The organism is Mesorhizobium sp. BH1-1-5, from assembly GCF_020165615.1.
Classification (GTDB): domain Bacteria; phylum Pseudomonadota; class Alphaproteobacteria; order Rhizobiales; family Rhizobiaceae; genus Mesorhizobium.
The window spans coordinates 55950-75553 of the sequence record NZ_JAIUIM010000009.1; the positions used below are offsets into that span (position 1 = coordinate 55950).

The window sequence follows — 19604 nt, forward strand, 5'->3', positions numbered from 1 at the left end:
ATCGCGTTGGGAGGCTCGAAGCGGATGAGTTCGGCAGTGCATGCGCGTCGCGCCATCGTGACGGGAGCCGGCAGCGGCATCGGTCGCGCCGTCGTGCGGCGGCTGCTGCAAGAAGGGGTCCGCGTGCTTGCCGTCGACATAGATGGGGAGAAGCTTGGCGAGGTCGCCGGCGGCGATTGCGAGCCGCTTGTCGCCGATCTTTCGGAGCCGGCCGGCCGGGCGCGCGTGGCGGAGGCAGCGGACGGCGCCGACTACCTGGTCAACTCGCACGGCGTGCTGGTGGTGAAGTCGATCTTCGACGTCACGCTCGACGACTGGCGCCGGATCCATACCATAAATGCCGAGTCCATCTTCTTCCTGTGCCAGCAGATCGGTCCGCGGCTGAAGCCGGGCGGAGCGGTCGTCAACCTGTCTTCCAGTTCGGCCAAGCTTGCGACGACGACCGAAGTCGCGGCCTACGCCGCGTCGAAGACGACGATCCTCTCCATCACCCGCTCCTTTGCCCAAGCGCTTGCCTCGCGGCCGGTGCGCGTCAATGCCATCTGCCCGGGCATCGTCGACACGCCGATGCAGGACATGGTGCTGGCCGGCATGGCCAGGCTGCGGGGCATGGAGCTTTCAGCGATGGACGAGGCGCGCAACAAGACCGTGCCGCTCGGCCGGCCGGCACGGTCGGAAGAATGCGCGGGCGCCATCTGGTTCCTGCTGTCGGACGAGGCAGGCTACATGACCGGCCAGGCGGTGAATTTCACCGGCGGACTGGTCACGTGGTAGCCGCAAGGGAGGAGAACGATGAAAAGACCGCAAGTGATACGCGCCACCGGCCTTGGCCATCCTGAGGGTCCTTATGAGCTCGACGATGGGCGTGTGATCTTCGCCAATACCTATGCGAGCGAGATCGGTTATTGGGACCCGAAGAGCGGCAAGCAGGGGCAATACGCCTATGTGGGCGGCGGACCCAATGCCTGCATGCTGGGCAGCGACGGCGCCGTCTATTCGACGCAGACGCCGAATGTCGGCCAATGGGTCGCTCCCGAGCACAGGCCGCCGTCGATCCAGAAAACCTCGCCCGGCGGCAAGGCCGAAATCCTCGTCACCGAGGCGGACGGGGTCAAGTTCGACGGTCCCAACGATCTGACGTTCGGCCCGGACGGCCGGCTCTATTTCACCGATTCCGGCGACTGGAACATGGCGGAGAAGCCGCATCCCGGCCGCATCTGCGTGATCGAGAAGAACGGCATCGCGCATATTCTCGAAGAACTCGATTACGTCTACCCCAACGGCATCGTCGCCGAGCCGGACGGATCTCTCGTTTGGGTGGAGTCCTATACGCTCAACGTCGTCCGCCGAAAGCCGGACGGCAGCAAGTCGGTGCTCTGCCGTATGCCGGAGGGCCACATTCCGGACGGACTCAAGATCGACGCGAACGGCGATCTCTGGATCACGGCGGTCGCGGCCGGCGGCGTCGACCATTTCACGAAGGACGGCAAGCTGGTCGGTTTCCTCGAAACCGGCGGCACCATCCTCAACTGTGTGTTCGGCAAGGGCGGCAAGCTGTTCTGCTGCGACATGGGGCCGTTCGACACGACGGGAGCGGCGATGACCGGCTATCTGATCGAGGTCGATCTCGGCGTCGAAGGCATGCCGCTCTATCGCGGTGCGATCGGATAGGAATCATCAGCATGAAAATCGCCAAAGTCGAAGCCATCCCGGTCAGCTATCCCGAGCCGAACGATTTCAACGCGCTGCGGCATCTTTGCCTGGCCAAGGTCACCGCCGATGACGGCCAGGTGGGTTGGGGGGAATCGATCACCCAATTCCCCGAGGCCAATTTCGCCACCAAGGCGATCATCGAGGGCATGGCGCCGAATCTGATCGGCAAGGACCCGGTGCAGACCGAGGTGCTTTGGCGACAGAACAAGCAGCAGGCCTGGTGGTACGGCTATCACGGCGGCATCGCCTCCTATGCCACCGCTGCCATCGACATCGCGCTTTGGGACCTGAAGGGCAAGGCGCTCAACAGAAGCGTGCTCGATCTGCTGGGCGGGTCGGTGCACGAGCGACTGCCGGCCATAGCCTCCTGCCATGCACATTACGAAGATATCGCCGAAATGGCCGAGGAAACGCGAGAATGGGTCTCGACCGGCCTGCAGGGCCTGAAGACCGGCTTCGGCAAGCGCGGCAATGCCCGTCTCGGCTACGATCATGATCGCGACGTCGCCTATGTGAAGGCGATGCGCGAGGTGCTGGGCGACAAGATGCTGATGATCGACAACGGCATCGCCATCAAATGGGACGTCACCGACGCCGTGCGCCGCGCCAAGGCGATGGAGGAGTACGATCTCGCCTGGATCGAGGAGCCGCTCGGCGCCTGGGACCCGGAAGGCTATGCCAACCTGCGCTCCAAGACCACGACCCGCATCGCCTATGGCGAGCGCGAATGGACGCTCGAGCAGTTCGAGCGCGTGCTGGCGACCGGCACCGTCGACGTCATCGGCGTCGATCCGGGGCGCGCCGAGGGCATCACCGGCTTCAAGAAGGTGACGGAGCGCTGCGAGTTCTACCGGCGGCAGGCCAACGCGCATGCCTGGTCGTCGGCGATCGTGACGGCCGCCAGCCTGGCGATCTCGTTCAATTCGCCCGCCTGCAAGCTTTTCGAGCTGAAACCGCTGCGCAATCCGATGCAGCACGACCTCGTCAAGAAGTCTTTCGAGCACAAGGACGGCTGGATGTATCCGCCGACCGGGCCGGGCCTGGGCATCGAGGTGATCGAGGAGGTCGTCGAGGGCTTTCGCAGCGAGAAGGTGCTGGGATTGGTCTGACGAACGGCGGCATGGGAGCCGCCACAATGAAAGCAGTCAAGTCAACGCGTCATGGGAGGACTAATATGCGTAGAACATATCGTGGGGTGATGCTGGCGGCCATGGGCTGTACCGCGCTTTCAATCACCGGGACAGCGCTCGCACAGGATTTCAAGGACACGCAGATCCCGGACAAGGGCGAGAAGGTCGAGGGCGCGCCCTTCGAGGTCAAGCGCGACTGGGGCACGTTCAAGCTCGCCGACCGGATCGCCGAAAAGGTCAAAAAGGGCGAAAAGATCAACTACGTTTTCTCCTACCAGGCCTCGGGCATCCCTCTGTTCTCGCCGCAGTTCAAGGCCGGCTTCGAAATGGGCTGCAAGATGGGTAATGCCATCTATCCGATGGATTGCGCCTCGATCGCGCCGGTCCAGAACGATCCCAATCAGCAGGTCAGCCAGATCGAGGCCAAGCTCGCCGCTGGCGAAATCGATTGCATCGGTATCGAGCCGGTCAGCTCGGACGCGATGACTGCGATCACCAACAAGCTGATGGACCAGGGCATCCCGGTCTTCACGTCGGGCGTGCCGTCACGCGGTCACGAGTTCACCAACTTCACCCAGATCCCGGCCAAGGAAGGCAAATATGCCGCCGAAACCGTGCTGCAGTGGATCAAGGACAACGGCAAGAGCGACATCAAGGTCTTCGCCGTCTCCGGGGGAGATCCCACCCAGTTCTGGGCCCAGGGCCGCATGAAAGGCTTCGAGGACACCATCAAGGCCGCGATCCCGGACGCAAAGTTCGTGACCTCCGCCGCGAACGGTCTCAACACCAGCTATGAGCCGGGCAAGGCCTTCGATGTCTACCGTTCGTTCCTGACCGCCAATCCGGACGTTCAGTTTATCGAGAACGTGGACATCGGCGCCGAGCACGCCGATCGGGCCATCGAAAGCCTCGGCCTTGCCGGCAAGGTCTTCACGGTGGGCTGGAACTCTTCCAAGGGTCAGCTCGACGCGATCGAGAAGGGTATCCAGGTGGTGCAGTTCGATCAGCGCTGGCCCGACCAGGCGGCCTTTGGCGGACCGGCCTGTGCCCAGTTCCTCAAGAACGGCGAGATCCTGCCGAATACCCAGACCTTGAAGGCCGTGATGAAGGCCGACGTCAAGCAGGCCCGCGAGGAACTCGACCGGACCATGTCGCAGAAGTGATGTCGCATTGATGGCGATCGGGCCGCCCCGGCGGCCCGATCGATTCCGGCCCCGCACGATATGGGTCTGAAACATGGAGTTGAGATAAGCATGAGTTCGAGCGAGGTCGGCCAACATGCCGAGTCGAAGCGGGGGTCCTCGGCCGCCAAGGCGACGATCGATGCGGCGCTGCGCGTCGGCGGCCTGTTTCTTGCGGTCATCGTGGTGGCGATGGTGTTCGTGGCCATCAATCCCAATTTCGCCAATCCGAACCTTGCTGTCTCGGTGCTCCGGGCGATGAGCTCGGTGGCGATCATGGCCATGGGACTGACGCTGGTGATCGTCGTGGGCGAGATCGACCTTTCCTTCGGCGCGATGTACGGCCTTGCGGCCAATACGCTCGCGGTGGTCTGGATTCTGATGGGCGTGTCGGTCTATGCGGCGATCCCGATCGCGATCCTTGTCGCCATTTGCGTTGGCCTGTTCAATGGCCTGCTGGTGACGAGCATGAAGATTCCGTCCTTCATCGTCACGCTCGGCAGCTACAACCTGCTTTACGGCCTGTCGCTGTGGGTCTCCAACACCGGCACTTTCAACCCGAACTACCCGCCGCCGGACGGCAACGTCGATCCGGGCGAACTGAATTTCTTCATCGGACTGACCCAGAACGTCGGCAAGTACAGCCTCTCGGTCGAAATCTTCTGGATGCTCGGCATCGCCGCCGTCATCGGTTTTCTGCTGCATCGCTCGCTTTTCGGCTTCCGGCTGATGGCGATCGGTGGAAATCCGGAGGCCGGGCGGCTGGCACGGCTGCCGGTACGGAAATACAAGGTCCTCGCCTTCATCCTCTGTTCGGTGCTGGCGGCGATCGCCGGCATCCTCGACTTTTCCTTCATCCAGACCAGCCAGCCGGATATCGGCCTGTCGCAGACATTTCCGGTCTTCGCGGCGGTGATCATCGGCGGCGCCAGCCTTTCGGGCGGCAAGGGAACGATCGTCGGCACGCTGGGCGGCGCGCTGCTGCTCGCCGAGTTGCAGATCGGCTTGGCGCTGCTGTCGCCCGGTCCGCATGTGCAGCAGATCTTCCTCGGCGCCGTCACCATCGGCGCGGTGGCGCTCGACCTGTTCCTCACCAAGCTGCGCAAGAGCAGGGCGTCATGAGCCGGCCTGACGGGGAGGCTCGGCAAGGCATCAGCATTCGTGGCGTCACCAAGCGCTATGGCAGCACGATCGCCCTGAGCGGCGTCGATCTCGAACTGTACGCCGGTGAGGTGCTCGGCATCGCCGGCCCGAACGGCGCGGGAAAGAGCACGTTGATCCGCGTGATTGCCGGCGAGGAGAGACCCGATGGCGGCGAATTGACTTTCGACGGCGCGCCGTGGTCGCCCTTCACCGACTGGCAGGCCGTGGCGGTCGTGCATCAGGAGCCGCAGCTTTTTCCCAATCTGACGGTGGCCGAAAACATGCTCGTCGGCCGCGAAGGCGCGAGCCGGTTGCGGCCAGGACTTGGCCAGGCCGATGCCAGGGTCATGGAGGCGCTGGGGATCGGCCATCTTCGCGACAGGCTGCTCTCGGATTGCTCGCTGGCCACGCAACAGCGCACCGAGATCGCCCGCGCGGTGGCGCGCGCATCGCGCGTCTTCCTGTTCGACGAGCCGAACTCGGCGCTGACGGCCGACGAATCCAACGAGCTTTTCCGCGAAATGCACAAGATTGCCGCGGATGGCCGCATCGTGCTGCTGGTCACGCATCGTCTTGAGGATCTGGTTGCCCATTGCAGCCGCGTCGCCATCGTCCGCGACGGCAGCGTGCGCGCTATACTGCAAGGCGAGGCGCTGACGGAGGAGGGCATCGCCCGGCAGATGGTGGTGGACAGCGGCGCCGTCCATGGCAAGGCCGCGAAGTCTGCGGCGCAGACCGCAGCCCAACCGGTGTTCTCCGTAAAGAACTGGACGCATGACAGAGCATTCCGGGATGTCTCGCTCGATGGAAGCGCTGGCGAGATCATCGCGCTTGTCGGCGTCGAGGGATCCGGCTCGCGCGAGCTGATCCGCTCTTTCGCAGGCCTGGAGCACTGCACGGGCGCGATCACCATTGCGGGCGAGGGCGGCGAACATGCGATCGATGCGATGTCCGCCTATGTTCCCGCGACCCGCCAGCTCAGCCTCTACAGCAATTTCTCGGTCGGCGAGAATCTGCTCGCGCGGCTCGGCTCACCCCAGATTGCCGGTTTCGGCCTGACGCTCAGGACACGCCGGATGAAGGAGATGGCGGAGGTCGCGGTCAAGCACTTCCTCGTCAAGACACGGACGACGACGCAGCCCATCCGCTCGCTGTCGGGTGGCAACCAGCAGAAGGTGGCGATCGCCCAGGCGCTGCATTGCGATCCGAAGCTGCTGCTGCTGGAGGAGCCGACCCGAGGAGTCGATATTCACTCCAAGGCGGAAATCTATCGGCTGCTCAGGGACTATGCCGAGCGAGGCAATGTGGTGATCATGCTTTGCACCGAAACACTGGAAGTCTACGAAGCGGCCGATCGCGTGCATGTCGTCGCCAATGGCAAGGTTTCGCCAGGGCTTGCGGTGGGCGACTACGATCACGTCGAGCAGCTTGCGACCGATATCACCCGCTTGGAATCCGAAAGCCGCGAACGGATGCCGAAGGCGGGGTAGCGGCCGGCGGAACGGCCAACCGGCCATGAAACGTTCTGACCCCGGCGAGCCGATTTCAGGGTCACCGCGTCTTTCCGGTCCCTGCGCGGCGCGCAACGCCGCCGGACGTACTCAGTCGACCTTGTACTTCCTGATCGTTGCCTCATCCAGCTCCAGCCCGAAACCCGGCCCTTGTGGGACGTCGTAGTAGCCGTTGTCGAACTTCGAGCGATTGGCGACCAACGCGTAGAACATGGGGTCGCGGTCAGGGTGAAACGTTTCCAAAAATGTGCCGTTCGGGATGCCCGAAAGCAGGTGGGCGGCGATCTGCGGCTCTTCGTGGTGGCCCATTTCGCAGGCAAAGGCCTGAGCCAGCGCTGCCACGCGCCGCCATTCCGTGGGGCCTCCGCCCCAGCTGGCGTCGAAGTTGCAGACATCGATCGAACCGGACATCATCAGGTCGCGGCAGCCGGCACGGCTGATCTCGCTCTGGCCGGCGGCCACGGGAATCCCCATCTGGCTGCGGGCGGCCGCGAGGTCGAGGCGGTCATTGTACCAGCGCACGGGCTCCTCGAACCAGCGGATGCCGAGATCGCGGGCATGTCGCGAAAATTCCACCGCCTCCCGCAAGGTCCAGCCCTGGTTGGCATCGATGCATAGAACGAAATCGTCGCCCACAGCGCTGCGCGCTGTGCGGACGCGCTCGGCATCCTCCTTTGGGGTGCGACCGCCGACCTTGAACTTGCAGCCTGCGTAGCCCGCCGCTCGGATATCCTCCATTTCGCGGCCGAAATCCGCTAAGGTCTTGTTTTCCTCGTAATATCCGGCGATGCAGATGACCGGAAGACGATCACGATAACCGCCCCACAGCTTGTAGAGCGGCACGTTCAACGCCTTGCCGACCGCGTCCCAGATGGCAGAGTCGACGCAGGCCTGGGCGCACATGGCGAGTTTGCGGTCGCGCAGAATATTATAGCTCGGCGCGCGGGCTTCCTCCCAGCAACCCTCGATATTGAACGCGTCCTTGCCGATCAGCCGTGGCTGGATTTCGTCGAGGATGATCTTGACGACCTCGGCCTGCGTTTCGAACTCGTCGCCGTTGTAGACCTCGCCGACTATGCCCTCTGACGTGTAGATACGGGTGATGATCGTGCAGCGGTGCGTCATGTGGTAGTAGCTGCCGCGGAAGGTGCGCGGCAGCGGCATGCACAGCGGGATACATTCGATGCGCTCGATTTTCAGGGGCACGACCATGAGAGGACCCAGTTCCGCATAAAATTGAAACGTTTCTAAGTTAGAGTACGCAGACCTTGCCGGTCAAGGGATAACTGGCCGCATATCCCTTGCTGACCCAATGCAAATTGCGCTAGAATTCCCTTTCTCAATAATTTCGGTGACTTGGCCCGAAATATGGGATGCGGCCACGAGGGGATTCGGTGTGACGAAAGTCGTGGACAAGAAAGCGACGATCCGGGATGTAGCTCGCGTTTCGGGCGTGTCGGTCGGAACCGTTTCACGTAGCCTCAACGTTCCTGAGACGGTGAAGCCCGAAACGCTCAGCAAGGTGCGGGCGGCGATACGGTCGCTCGACTTCCAGCCGGATGTTCGCGCGCAGAACATGCGCCGCCGCAGCACGATGACGGTCGGTTTCGTCATCGACGACATCGCTAATCCCTGGCATGCCAGCTGCTTCAAGGCGATCGACGCGGAGCTTCGCCAGAAGGGCTATTCGCTCTATCTGATGAGCACCCACGGCCAGGCCAGCGAAGAGGCGGCGGCGCTCGACATGCTGCAGCACGGTCGCGCCGACGGGATGATCATGACCATCAACAACGAGCAGGACGCTCGTACCATCAAGCGGCTGAGGGAACTTCGCATTCCAGCCGTTCTGCTCGATCGCGACATTCCGCTCGAGATCGATGCGGTGCTGACCGAGCACGCGCCCGGCCTGCGCCAGGCCACCAATTACCTGATCGAGCTGGGGCATAGGCGCATAGCGATCATCACGGCCGGCAGCGACATCCGTCCGGGGCGCGAGCGTGTCCGCGGCTTCGTGGAAGCGTTCGAGCGTGCCGGCCTGCCGGTGCCGCGCGATCTGATCCGCTCGCAGAGCCTGTCGGCGGATTACGGTTTCCGCGAGGCCACCACGTTGCTGCAGATGCCGGAGCGGCCGACCGCGATCATCGCGGCCGGGAACAGGATCCTTGCCGGCGTGCTGCGCGCCATGCAGCAGCAGGGCGTTTCGGTGCCGCAGGACATATCGCTGATCGCCTGCGATCGATCGGATATCGCGATGCTCTATCCGGGTCCGATCACGCTGATCGACCGACCTGTGGAGGAAATCGGGCGAACCGCGGCGCAGTTGCTGCTCGAGCGGCTCGATGGCAGCAACGCGCGGCCGGCGCAGCGCATCTCCTTTCCCACGCACCTGATCATGGGAGGCTCCTGCCTGCCGGTGCGCCGCTAGACTGGATTTTTTCGCCAAGCGGAATCATCTGGCAGGGCATCAGCCGTGCGACGTCTCGCGCAGCTTCTCGGCCCGGCGGGATCGCTGGTATTTGATCAGCCTGTCCAGCGACACCGCCAGCACGGTCACGGCGCCGGTGAAGAAGGTGCTCCAGGTCGCGTCGATGCCGAAGAAGATCAGCCCGCTGGAAATGACCTGGATGATCGTCATGCCAATGACCGCGCCGATGATGGTGCCGTGCCCGCCGGAAAGCGGCGTGCCGCCGATGATGACGGCGGCAATGACGACGAGAACGAAATCGCTGCCCTCATTCGGATCGATGGCGCCGCGGAAGCCGACATACATGGTGCCGGACAAGCCGCAGATCGCGCCCATCAGTACCAGGGTCTGCAATCTGACCAGCGCGGTGGGGATGCCGGCATGGGCCGCCGCTTCCGGATTGCTGCCGACGGCCTGCACCCGATAGCCGAACCGGGTGCGGTGGAGAAGGATATGCATCGCAACCGCCAGGAGCAGGAAGACGAGCGCCGACACTGGCAAGACACCGAACAATTTGTAGGAAATCACCCAGAAAAAACTGCTGCCGTCATCGGACGGAACGATCGCGCGTCCGCGATTGACCACGAGCGAAAGCCCTTGAAACATCGAATAGGTGCCGAGCGTCACGATGATCGCCGGCAAACGCAGGGTCACGGCGATCAGTCCGTTGACCAGCCCCAGGCAGCCGCCAAAAGCCACGCCCGCAATCGCGGCGAGCCATGGATCGAGACCCGCCACCATCAGCAGGGCGACGACGACGGCGGAGAAGTTGAACATCCAGCCGACCGACAGATCGATCTCGCGGATGGCCAGCAGGAACACCATGCCCAGCGCCAGCATGCCCAGGAACGTGGTGTTGCCCAGCAGGGAAAGAAGATTGATCGGGTTGAGGAAACGCGGCCTCGCGATGCCGATGACCGCCATCATGACGAGCAAGGCGACGATCACGCCGATCTCGTCGGGCATGCGGAAACCTTGCCGCGACGACCTCGGCAGAGGCGTTGAGGTTTTTTCGGCTTGATTGGTATCGGTCATGCGACGGTCGCTTCGTATGCGTCCGGGCCCGGCGAGCGCCCGGATCGTTCCCCGGTGTTGAGCAAATGCAGGATGGCGCGGCTGTCCATGCCGTCGCCGGCAACCTCGCCGGCCAGCCGGCCCTGGTAGATCACGAGAATGCGGTCGCAAAGACCGATCAGTTCCGGCAACTCGGTCGAAGAGAACAGCACGATCCCTCCGTCGGCCGCGATCTTGCGGATGAGCCCGTAGATCTCGCGCTTGGCGCCGACATCGACGCCGCGCGTGGGATCATCCAGCAGGAACACCTGCGGGCCGATCTCCAGCCATTTGCCGATCACCACTTTCTGCTGATTGCCGCCGGAAAGGGAATTGGCCAAGGCGTGGGGCAGCCCCTTGATGCGCAGCGCTTCGATCTGCCGGGTTGCTCGTTGCAGCGCTCCTTTCGGCGAGAACCACAGCGGGCCGTCATTCCTGGCGCCGACGACGATGTTTGAGATGTTGAACAGGATCGATTTGTCGAGCATCAGGCCATTGTGCCGCCGATCGGCCGGCACGAGGCAAACCTTGCGCCGGGACGCCTCCGTCGTGCTCTTCGGCAGGCCGCGGCCATCCGGGAAGCGGGCTGTGCCGCGGCGGGCCCGGCGCAGCCCGAAAAGGATGTTCAGGATATCCGTGACGCCCGATCCCTCCAGCCCGGCGAACCCGACCACTTCACCCGAATGCGCCTTGAAATCGATTTGCCGCAGCCGGCCGCCGGCAAGGCCGGAAACCACGAGTTCCCTAGGCGAGGCGTCCACCTTTGCGGGCAGGGGCGGCGGAAAGAGCGCCTCGCGCTGCCGGCCGATCATGCCTTCGATGACTTCCGGGATGGTCAGCGCCGCGCGTTCCTTGGTGGCCACGTCGCGGCCGTTCCGCGTGATGGTGATGCGATCGGAAATCGAGAAGACCTCTTCCAGCCGGTGCGAGACGTAGAGCATCGTGATGCCCTGGCGGCGAAGCCCATGCAGCACCGCAAACAACCTTTCGGTCTCTTGCTGGTTGAGGGCTGAATTCGGTTCGTCGAGGATCAGCAGGCGCGGCTTTTCCAGCAGCACCCGGCACAATTCGACAAGCTGCCGCTCGCCTATGCTCAGGCGGCTGACCGGCGCGCGGACATCGACATGGAGCCCGAGCTGATCGAGCAGGCGCTCGCACTGCCGCTCCATCGACGACAGCGAGACCAGCCCATGGCGGACGGGCTCGCGGTTGACGAAAAGATTGGCCAGGACCGAGCGATCCGGGAACAGGCTGAGTTCCTGGTACACCATGCCTATGCCGCGCAGGCGCGCCTCGTTCGGGCTGGCGATGGTCACCGCTTGCCCGTCGATCTCGATGGTGCCGCCATCCGGCCGCACCACACCGGCAAGAATCTTCATCAGCGTCGATTTGCCGGCGCCGTTCTCGCCCACCACGGCGTGAATGGTGCCGGGCTGCGCCGACAGGTTCATGTTCTCGAGCGCCACCACGCCGCCATAACGCTTGGCGAGATTGCGCACTGAGAGCAACGGCTTGGCCATGACATCTTATCCCTGGACGGTGAGGGGCAGCTTTCGGCCGCCCCCGACCATCAGTGGGAAATCGCTGCGGCTACTCGGACTCTGCCGAAATCGGCTTCGGCTCGCTCGAGAGCATTTGCGCCGTGAGGGTCTCGGTCCAGGGCTTGTAGTATTCGGCCGTCGCCTTCGGGTCGGCGGCAAGTTTCTGGGCCTCGTCGAAGGAGATAGGCTTCAGGCCATTCCCCATGTCGACCTTGTCCGCGGTCATGATCTGCGAGCCGGCGTTATAGAACCCCGGCGCGAGCTTCTTGCCGCCCTTGATGGCGTTGACCAGCAGGGCGACCGGCAGGTAGCCCTGCACGAAGGCGCTCTGCCCGATGGTCACATAGGCGTGGCCTTCCTTGATCGCTTTCAGGTTCAGCTCCGTCATGTCGTAGCCGCCGGCCACGAATTTGTCGCCATGGGCGGCGTTCAGCTTGCCAAGGCTGGTCACGTCGGGCGCGCACAGGCCTATCAGGGCGATGGCGTCCGGATTGGCGCTGTAGAGCTGCTCCCAGTGATTGTAGTTGTCGACGGCCGACACCTTCACGTCGAACGGGCCGAGCACTTTGATGCCTGAAGCCTTGGCAAGCGATTCCTCGACGCCCTTGGCGCGGTTCTCGAGCACGGGGAAGCCGGGAAAGCAATTGCCGAGAACGACTGTGCCCTTGGCGCTCTCCCCGCCAAGCTTTTCGAGCACCATGCGGCCGAGGACGCGTCCGCTCTCGACCGATTTTTCGCCGACATAGGGTGCCTCGACGGCCTTAGACAGCAGGTTGAACTGCACCAAGGGCACGCCGCCGGAGACGATGTCGTTCAAGCTCTTGGCCATGGATTCGCCAGGCACCGAGGTTGCGATGCCCTGGGCGCCGGAATTGACGAAATTCTGCACAAGCTTGAGCTGGCCTTCCGGCGCGCCGCCTGCCTGCTGCGCGGTCACCAGCTTGACGCCGAGATCGCTGGCGGCGGCCTGTGCGCCGTCCTGGATCTGCTGCACGAACGGATCGCCCTGGGCGTGCGCCACGAAGCCTATGGTGATGTCATCCGCAAAGGCGCCTGATCCTGCGAAGGCCAACGCCACGGCGGCGAGCATCGCGGTCGAGGTGGTTCTCCTGAATGTCATGCGAATTCCCCCTGTTGTCTTGTTTGAGTATTTATTTTGAGTATTTCTGGCCGGCTCGCGGTCAGATCGCGGTCAGTCCCCCGTCGACGAACATGAACGACCCGGTCATGTAGGACGCGTCGTCGGAGGCCAGGAACGCCACGGCTCCGGCTATTTCCTCGGGCTCGGCGCCGCGCTTCAGCGGAATGTTCTGCACCTGCCATTCATAGACCTTGGGGTCCGCGACGAGTTCGCGCACGATCGGGGTGAGCGTGAAGCCCGGGACCACGACATTGACGCGGATGCCTTCGGGCGCATGATCGACCGCCATGACGCGGGAGAGCCCGTGCACGCCACCCTTGCTCGATCCGTAAGCGATATTTGCCGGCGTACAGCCGGACATGCCGGTCGGCGAACCGGTCAGCACGACGGCGCCCTTGCCGGCTGTCGCCTTGATCGCGGCCACACCGTGTTTGCAGGACAGATACATGCCGGTCAGGTTGACGCCGACGATCTCGTCCCAGACTGCCTTGGGCAGGGCGTCGACCTTGTTGTCGCGCGCGCCGGAAAAAATGCCGGCATTGGACACGAGGATGTCGAGCCGGCCGAATTTCTCGACGATCGTCCGGAAAGCCGCTTCGACTTGGTCTTCGGAGCTGACGTCGACCTTCAGCGCAAGTGCCTCGCCATCGGCCTTTCTGATCTGATCCGCCGTCGCTTGAGCGCCGTCGCCATTCCAGTCCAAAACCGCGACCTTGCAGCCTTCTTCCGCCAGACGTTTCGCCGCGGCTTGCCCAATTCCGGAGGCGGCGCCGGTGACGGCCGCGATCTTGTCCTTGAGGCCTCTCATGGCTCGTTCCCCGCGATCTGAAGCCAAGACGCTGTTGGAAACATGATATCGTTTCCATAATCTGTGTCAATGATTCAAGAGTTTTGCCGAAATATCTTATTATCTAATTGTTGGATAAGGATTTTTTTAAAATTTGGTTATTGACTGTGGCCTGTATCGTTTCCGATTTCAGACAGGATCGATGCCTTCGTCCAAGAGCTTGCATCGTCAAGGCAGACACGTTTCGACGGGCGCGATAAGCCCGGCCTCCAGATCACGGATGGGGTTGCGGATCCGGCCGCACGTTCGGCGACGCCCAGGCTGAGAGAGTATCAGCAGCGTTGCTTGCGGCCCGTCGCCCACTGAAAAAAGTTGCGGAGGCGCGATGCGCTTAGAGCGTTTCACCGTTTCACGGAAACGGCGAACCGCTCTATTTCCTTGTGTTGGAGCAATTGCCGACGGAAGGCTACGGCGAAGGCGCCGAGCCTAACCGCTCACATTTTTCCTGGAATTGCTCTAGACGCTCTCGAGATAGGTCTCGATCTCGAAGTCGCTGACGTTCAGCGCGAAAGTGTTCAGCTCCTGGCGCTTGCAGGCGATGAAGGCGTCGCGCAGCACGTCCGGGAAGATCTCGGCGACGCGCGGGCCGGCCTCGAAGGCGGCGATTGCGGACGCCCAGTCGGGCGGCAGCTTGGCGAGCGCCAGGCCCTGGCCCTCGCCGCCGGTCGGCTCGCCGGGCGAAAGCCGGCGCTCGATGCCGATCAACGCCGCGCCGAGAATCGCCGCCAGGACCAGATAGGGATTGGCGTCGGCGCCGGAGACGCGATGCTCGATGCGCCGCGCGGCCGACGGGCCGCCCGGAATGCGTATCGCCACCATGCGGTTTTCATAACCCCAGGCGACGGCGGTCGGCGCGTAGGATCGCGGCCGCAGCCGGCGGTAGGAATTGAAGTGCGGCGCGAACACCAGCGTGCTCTCGGCCATCGCGGCAAGCAGGCCGCCAACCGCATGGCGCATGGCGTCGGAGCCCTGATCCGAGCCGTCGTCGAAGATGTTGCGGCCGTCTCTGTCGAGGACGCTGAAATGGACATGGAAACCGTTGCCGGCGCGCTCGCCATAGGGCTTGGCCATGAAGCAGGCGGCGAAGCCGTGCTTGCGGGCAATGCCCTTGACGGTGCGCTTGAACAGCACCGCGTCGTCCGCGGCGCGCAGGGCGTCGGGCACATGGTTAAGATTGATCTCGAACTGGCCGACGCCGTTCTCGGCGATCGCGGTGTCGACGGGAATGTCCTGCATGCGGCAGGCTTCGTAGATATCGTGGATGAAGGCTTCGAAATCGTCGACCTCGTCGATCGAAAGCGCTGCGTCGGAATCGAGACGCCGCCCGGTTACCGGCGAGACCGGTCCGACAGGGCGCTGCGACGTCGGGTCGACGAGGTAGAATTCGAGCTCGGTCGCGGTGACGGGCGTCAGGCCAAGCGCGGCATAGCGGTCGAGGATACGGGCCAGCGCGCGGCGCGGATCGCCGAGATAGGGGGCGCCGCTGTCGTCCGCCAGCCAGACCGGCAAGAGGGCCGTCGGGTGCGCCGTCCAGTTGACGGGCAGTATGCCGCGTCCCGTCCAATGGCAGAGTCCGTCGGCGTCACCGGTCGAAAACACCTGGGCGTTGCCTTCGATGTCCTCGCCCCATATGTCGAGCCCGATGGCCGAATAGGGCATGCGCAGCTTGCCCTCGAGCGCCTTGCGCGCCTGCTCGACCGGAATGCGCTTGCCGCGCATGATGCCGTTCAGGTCGCACACCGCCGCCCGCAGGCTCTGGATGTCCTTCCTGCTGTCCAGCCACTTCAAAACGTCCGCAATCGCATCGCTCAATTTCCAGCCCCTTTTCTAGGTGCTGTAGCCTATCGGCTACGATATCCAATTTTCAGCTTGTGAGTTCGTGAAGGTCAACGCGGCTGACGCCGGGTGGTTTTCCTTCATTTTTTCAAGTCACTAGCTGGGATATCGGGCGGCATTTCGGGTCCATATTGTGCGATCTGCGATCGCAACATAGCGACCCGATTGCCGAAAGCCAAGCCGAATTCGAAGCCTGCTGTTCCGGCCTGTCAGTGGCGCAGTTCCGGAAACTTGGCCTGGCCGAGGATGTGGGTCGCGCCCTCGGCGATATCACGCACGATCGCGGCGCGCGCCCTTTCGCCGTCGCCGGCCTCGATCGCCGCCACGACCTCCTCGTGATAGTCGATGCCGAGAATGCCGGCCAGGTCATCCTCGAAGCCGATGTGCAGGTTTCGCAGGAAGGGGCCGACCTGCATCCAGACCGTCTCGATCAGGAAGAGCATCTGCTCGTTGCCGCAATGGCGGTAGATCGAGAATTTGAAGTCATAGTTCTTGCGCAGATAGTTATCGATCCCGCCGCCGCGGGCGGCTTCGGTAAGCTCGGCGCAGTGGCGCCGGATCGCGCGCAGATTGTTGCCGTTGATGAGCTTTGTCGCGAGCTCGGTGGCCGTGCCTTCGAGGATCGTGCGCACGGCGGTCAGTTGCTGGAAGCGGTCGGCCGAAATCAGCGGCACCTCGACGCTGCCGTTCGGCATCGGGCTCAGCGCCCTCAGCGCCTGCAGCCGCATGAAGGCGCTGCGCACCGGCATGTCGCTGGTGCCGAGCTCCTTGGCGAGCTTGCGCGAGGTCAGCTTCTGGCCGGGCTGGAGCTGCCCCGACATCAAGGCGCGCACGAGCTCCAGATAGACTTTCTCATGCAGCGGAACGCTATCGACAGCGGTCAGTCCGAATTGCGATTTGTCGGCCATTGGCGATGCGTTGCTTCACTCGTCCTGAAATCTGTTTCGCCACTCCATGCGCCGCAGCGATACGTCCCGGCGGGATTGGAGGCGCACGATAGACGGTTAACGCGCGCCGCTGCAAGCCTGGCGCCGGCGCTTGTCCAAGCCGGAATCGCACGCCGGAACCATCGGGGCCGACGTCGCTGTGCCAACACTTGTTGCGGCCCGGCCCGGCCGCTATCGTCCGTCGGCTTGGCGCTCGCAGAAGAGATGCCGAAACGGTAAGGCAGAATGGAAGGCGGCAAGAAAAACGCGCTGCGGGCATATGGATACTGGGCCGGCATAAATCTGATCGTTTTTGCCTTGCTTTTTCCTCTTGCGGACGCGGTCGCCGAATGGAGGGGTGGGGCTTGGAAAATCTATTTTGATTTCGAGCTTCGAATACCGCTGATGCCGCAATTCATCTTGCCATATCATTCGATGAGTGTCCTGTTTCTGCTGCCGCCCTTCCTTTTGAACGCATCTGAAATGGCGGTTTTGGGAAAGCGCGTTCTCGTTGCGACTTTGCTTGGGTGCGCGACCTTCCTGATCATGCCGGCGCAGCTTGGTTTCGTTCGGGTGATGCCCGACGGAATGCTCTACCAAAGAATGTTCGCGGGGATTTTCCTGCTCGACGGGACGCACAATCTGGTGCCGTCGCTGCATGTGGTCTATGCCTCGCTGAGCATCTACAGCTATAGCCAGGCCGTGCGCCGGTCCGGCGCAAGAGTGCTTTTGTGGCTGTGGTGGTGCCTGATCGTGAGCGCTACGCTGCTCGTGCATCAGCATCATTTGGCGGACGTGGTATCGGGCCTGGCGCTGGCATTTCTTTTGTGTTGCTGGGATCCGTCGACGCGCGTTTCTCGGAGATCCGCAAAGACGCAAAAGACGGGAATGCCGGCCGACGAAACCGCGGCTTGAGCCTGACCCCTGTCGCCTGATTTGACGGCCATCGTCATCCGACAATATGGTCGACCGTAACCCGCTAGCGCGCCTCGCGATCCTCAGATTCGCCCGGCGAGCCTTTCGGAAACATGCTTTTGAGAGGCAGTCATGGAACAATGCTGGCGCTGGTATGGCCCGAACGATCCCGTCACGCTCGACCACATCAAGCAGGCCGGTGCTTCAGGCATCGTGACGGCGCTGCACGGCATCTATGACGGCAGCGCCTGGCCGCTCGACGCCGTCCTCGAGCGCAAGCGCATCATCGAAGCGGCTGGCCTGAGCTGGTCGGTGGTGGAAAGCATCCCCGTCCACAACTCGATCAAGACCGGCACGCCGGAACGGGAGCGCTATGCCGGCTGGTACAGGGACACGATCCGGGCGCTGGCCAAGGCCGGCACCTCGACGATCTGCTACAATTTCATGCCGGTCGTCGACTGGACGCGCACCGACCTGATGTACCGACTGCCGACCACCGGCTACGCGCTGCGCTTCGACGCCCTCGACTTCGCCGCCTATGACGTCTTCGTGCTGAAGCGGCCGAATGCCGAGGCGAGCTACAGCCCGGCCCGGTTGCAGGAAGCGGAAGCGCGGCTGAAGACCTTGAGTGGCGAAGACATCGACAGGATCGAGCGCAACCTGATCGCCGGCCTGCCGGCCACGGAGCGCACCTATAATCGCGAGACGATGCGCGACGCGCTCGCCGACTATGCGGCGATCGGTTCGGCCGAACTGCGCGCCAACCTCGCCTGGTTCCTGAAGGAGATCATCCCGGCGGCCGAGGAAGTCGGCGCGCGCATGTGCATCCATCCCGACGATCCGCCGTTCTCGCTCTATGGGTTGCCGCGCGTGGTCTCGACCGCCGATGACGCGCGCTTCATCCTGGGGACGGTCGACAGCCCGTCGAACGGGCTGACCTTCTGCACCGGCTCCTACGGCGTGCGCGCCGACAACGACCTGGTCGCGATGATCGACGAGTTCGGGCCGAGAATCCATTTCGCGCATCTGCGCAATGTGACGCGCGAGAAGGACGGCTCCTTCTACGAGGCCGAGCATCTGGAAGGATCGACCGACATGGCCGAGGTCATCCTGGCGCTGATGAAGGAAGAGGCGCGCCGGCGCAAGGAAGGCCGGTCCGACTGGCGCATTCCGATGCGCCCGGACCATGGTCATCTGCTCGCCGACGATATCGGCAAGACAAAGATCAACCCCGGCTATTCGCTGATCGGGCGGCTCAAGGGTCTTGCCGAGCTGCGCGGCATCATGCGCGCCGTGGAGCGGTTCGAGCTGGCGTAAGCGGCAGCCGATCAGCCGCCACGCGCGTCGATGATCTCGACGAAGCGTGCGAAGAGGCCGGCCTGCGACTTGATCTTCAGCTTGCGGTAGATGTTGCGGCGGTGGACCTTCACCGTCCCCGGCACGATCCTGAGCGCCCTGGCGATCGATTCCGTGGAATGGCCCTGAAGCACCAGGTCGACCACCTGCTTTTCGCGCGAGGTCAGCGACAGGCTTTTCCAGATGTGGGCGCGGTCGAGCTCGTTGGGCATCGTGACGGTTTCGTCCGATGGCCGGACGGCGGCTTGGTCGGCAGGCAAAGCCGGCCAGCGCTGCTTGCAGAGGCCGACCACCGCCGGCGCCATGTCGCGCAGCAGCCGGGCGTCGGCGGTGCCGAACGGTCCGGTGGCGCGCAGCCGCATCAGCGACAGCACCATCGCGTCCTTGCCGGCCAGCGGCACGAAGAAGCCGACTTCCTCGGCAAGTTTGGTCTGGCTGTAATAGGAGCGGTAGTATTCGCTGGCATAGAAGCGGTCCGGGGCAAGCTCGCGCATGCGCCAGAAACCTTCCTTGCGCTCGACGGCGGCATGGTGGAACGGGTCGAGCAGATAAGGCCCCTCCTGGTAGAGCGCGACGAAGATGTGGCTCTCCGCCGGCGAGAAGGTCTCGAACAGGAGCGGCGGCCTCGCAGCACCCCGATAGCCGAACATCACGCAGTGGTCGAAGCGGATATGTCCGCGCAGCCAGGCGACGATCGCCTTGCCGAAATGGTCGCCGCCAGGCTCGTGCGACGCGGCGATCACGGCGGCCAAGGCATTGTAGTCGTCACTGCGGGAGGCGACCAATCCATACCCCTCTAAACGATAAAATCGGCTAAATATACCACCTGCGAGGTATATACTAGACG

At 63.4% G+C, this 19604-nt stretch carries 17 protein-coding genes; 9 read left to right on the plus strand and 8 right to left on the minus strand.

Annotated features, from left to right (window positions below):
- The first annotated feature begins 24 nt into the window (after positions 1–24).
- From LB572_RS13965 to LB572_RS13990, 6 genes are all read left to right on the plus strand, one after another.
- Positions 25–774 (plus strand): SDR family NAD(P)-dependent oxidoreductase, encoded by a 750-nt coding sequence (locus tag LB572_RS13965; protein WP_224668114.1) that lies wholly within the window; start codon positions 25–27, stop codon positions 772–774.
- A gap of 18 nt (positions 775–792) precedes the next feature.
- Positions 793–1671, plus strand: a complete 879-nt coding sequence (locus tag LB572_RS13970; protein WP_140804588.1) for an SMP-30/gluconolactonase/LRE family protein — start codon at positions 793–795, stop codon at positions 1669–1671.
- Between the two features lie 11 nt (positions 1672–1682).
- Positions 1683–2822: a mandelate racemase/muconate lactonizing enzyme family protein gene (locus LB572_RS13975; RefSeq protein WP_140804590.1), complete on the plus strand. Its 1140-nt coding sequence runs from the start codon at positions 1683–1685 to the stop codon at positions 2820–2822.
- A gap of 65 nt (positions 2823–2887) precedes the next feature.
- Complete coding sequence (locus tag LB572_RS13980; protein ID WP_181179440.1) at positions 2888–4006, plus strand: sugar ABC transporter substrate-binding protein; 1119 nt, start codon at positions 2888–2890, stop codon at positions 4004–4006.
- 90 nt (positions 4007–4096) lie between these two features.
- Positions 4097–5146 carry an ABC transporter permease gene (locus tag LB572_RS13985; protein ID WP_181179443.1) on the plus strand — a complete coding sequence of 350 codons (1050 nt, stop codon included), beginning with the start codon at positions 4097–4099 and terminating at the stop codon, positions 5144–5146.
- Positions 5143–6657, plus strand: a complete 1515-nt coding sequence (locus tag LB572_RS13990) for an ATP-binding cassette domain-containing protein (RefSeq protein ID WP_224668115.1) — start codon at positions 5143–5145, stop codon at positions 6655–6657. Before LB572_RS13985 ends, LB572_RS13990 begins: the two co-directional genes overlap by 4 nt.
- 111 nt (positions 6658–6768) lie before the next feature.
- On the opposite strand, the gene LB572_RS13995 is transcribed toward LB572_RS13990, so the two are convergent.
- Positions 6769–7890, minus strand: a complete 1122-nt coding sequence (locus tag LB572_RS13995; protein ID WP_224668116.1) for a mandelate racemase/muconate lactonizing enzyme family protein — start codon at positions 7888–7890, stop codon at positions 6769–6771.
- Positions 7891–8074: 184 nt separating this feature from the next.
- Between LB572_RS13995 and LB572_RS14000 the strand changes: the two genes are divergently transcribed.
- Positions 8075–9103, plus strand: a complete 1029-nt coding sequence (locus LB572_RS14000; protein ID WP_224668117.1) for a substrate-binding domain-containing protein — start codon at positions 8075–8077, stop codon at positions 9101–9103.
- A gap of 39 nt (positions 9104–9142) precedes the next feature.
- Here LB572_RS14000 and LB572_RS14005 read toward each other — a convergent pair whose 3' ends face one another.
- From LB572_RS14005 to LB572_RS14030, 6 genes are all read right to left on the minus strand, one after another.
- Positions 9143–10108 (minus strand): ABC transporter permease, encoded by a 966-nt coding sequence (locus LB572_RS14005; RefSeq protein WP_181179449.1) that lies wholly within the window; start codon positions 10106–10108, stop codon positions 9143–9145.
- A gap of 65 nt (positions 10109–10173) precedes the next feature.
- Positions 10174–11715: a sugar ABC transporter ATP-binding protein gene (locus LB572_RS14010; protein ID WP_140804603.1), complete on the minus strand. Its 1542-nt coding sequence runs from the start codon at positions 11713–11715 to the stop codon at positions 10174–10176.
- 70 nt (positions 11716–11785) lie between these two features.
- Positions 11786–12856, minus strand: coding sequence for a sugar ABC transporter substrate-binding protein (locus tag LB572_RS14015; RefSeq protein ID WP_224668118.1), 1071 nt, complete (start codon positions 12854–12856; stop codon positions 11786–11788).
- Positions 12857–12917: 61 nt separating this feature from the next.
- A complete protein-coding gene (locus tag LB572_RS14020) occupies positions 12918–13685 on the minus strand; it encodes an SDR family NAD(P)-dependent oxidoreductase (RefSeq protein ID WP_140804607.1) in 768 nt (255 codons plus the stop codon).
- 495 nt (positions 13686–14180) lie between these two features.
- Positions 14181–15536 carry a glutamine synthetase family protein gene (locus tag LB572_RS14025; protein WP_224668119.1) on the minus strand — a complete coding sequence of 452 codons (1356 nt, stop codon included), beginning with the start codon at positions 15534–15536 and terminating at the stop codon, positions 14181–14183.
- A gap of 233 nt (positions 15537–15769) precedes the next feature.
- Positions 15770–16468, minus strand: coding sequence for a GntR family transcriptional regulator (locus LB572_RS14030; RefSeq protein WP_224668120.1), 699 nt, complete (start codon positions 16466–16468; stop codon positions 15770–15772).
- A gap of 264 nt (positions 16469–16732) precedes the next feature.
- Between LB572_RS14030 and LB572_RS14035 the strand changes: the two genes are divergently transcribed.
- Together LB572_RS14035 and uxuA are read left to right on the plus strand one after the other, a co-directional pair.
- Positions 16733–17401, plus strand: a complete 669-nt coding sequence (locus LB572_RS14035; RefSeq protein WP_224668121.1) for a phosphatase PAP2 family protein — start codon at positions 16733–16735, stop codon at positions 17399–17401.
- 132 nt (positions 17402–17533) lie between these two features.
- Positions 17534–18718, plus strand: coding sequence for a mannonate dehydratase (gene uxuA, locus LB572_RS14040; protein WP_224668122.1), 1185 nt, complete (start codon positions 17534–17536; stop codon positions 18716–18718).
- Between the two features lie 11 nt (positions 18719–18729).
- Here the strand turns inward: uxuA and LB572_RS14045 are convergent, their stop codons facing one another.
- Positions 18730–19542, minus strand: coding sequence for a helix-turn-helix transcriptional regulator (locus tag LB572_RS14045; protein ID WP_224668123.1), 813 nt, complete (start codon positions 19540–19542; stop codon positions 18730–18732).
- Positions 19543–19604: the final 62 nt, after the last annotated feature.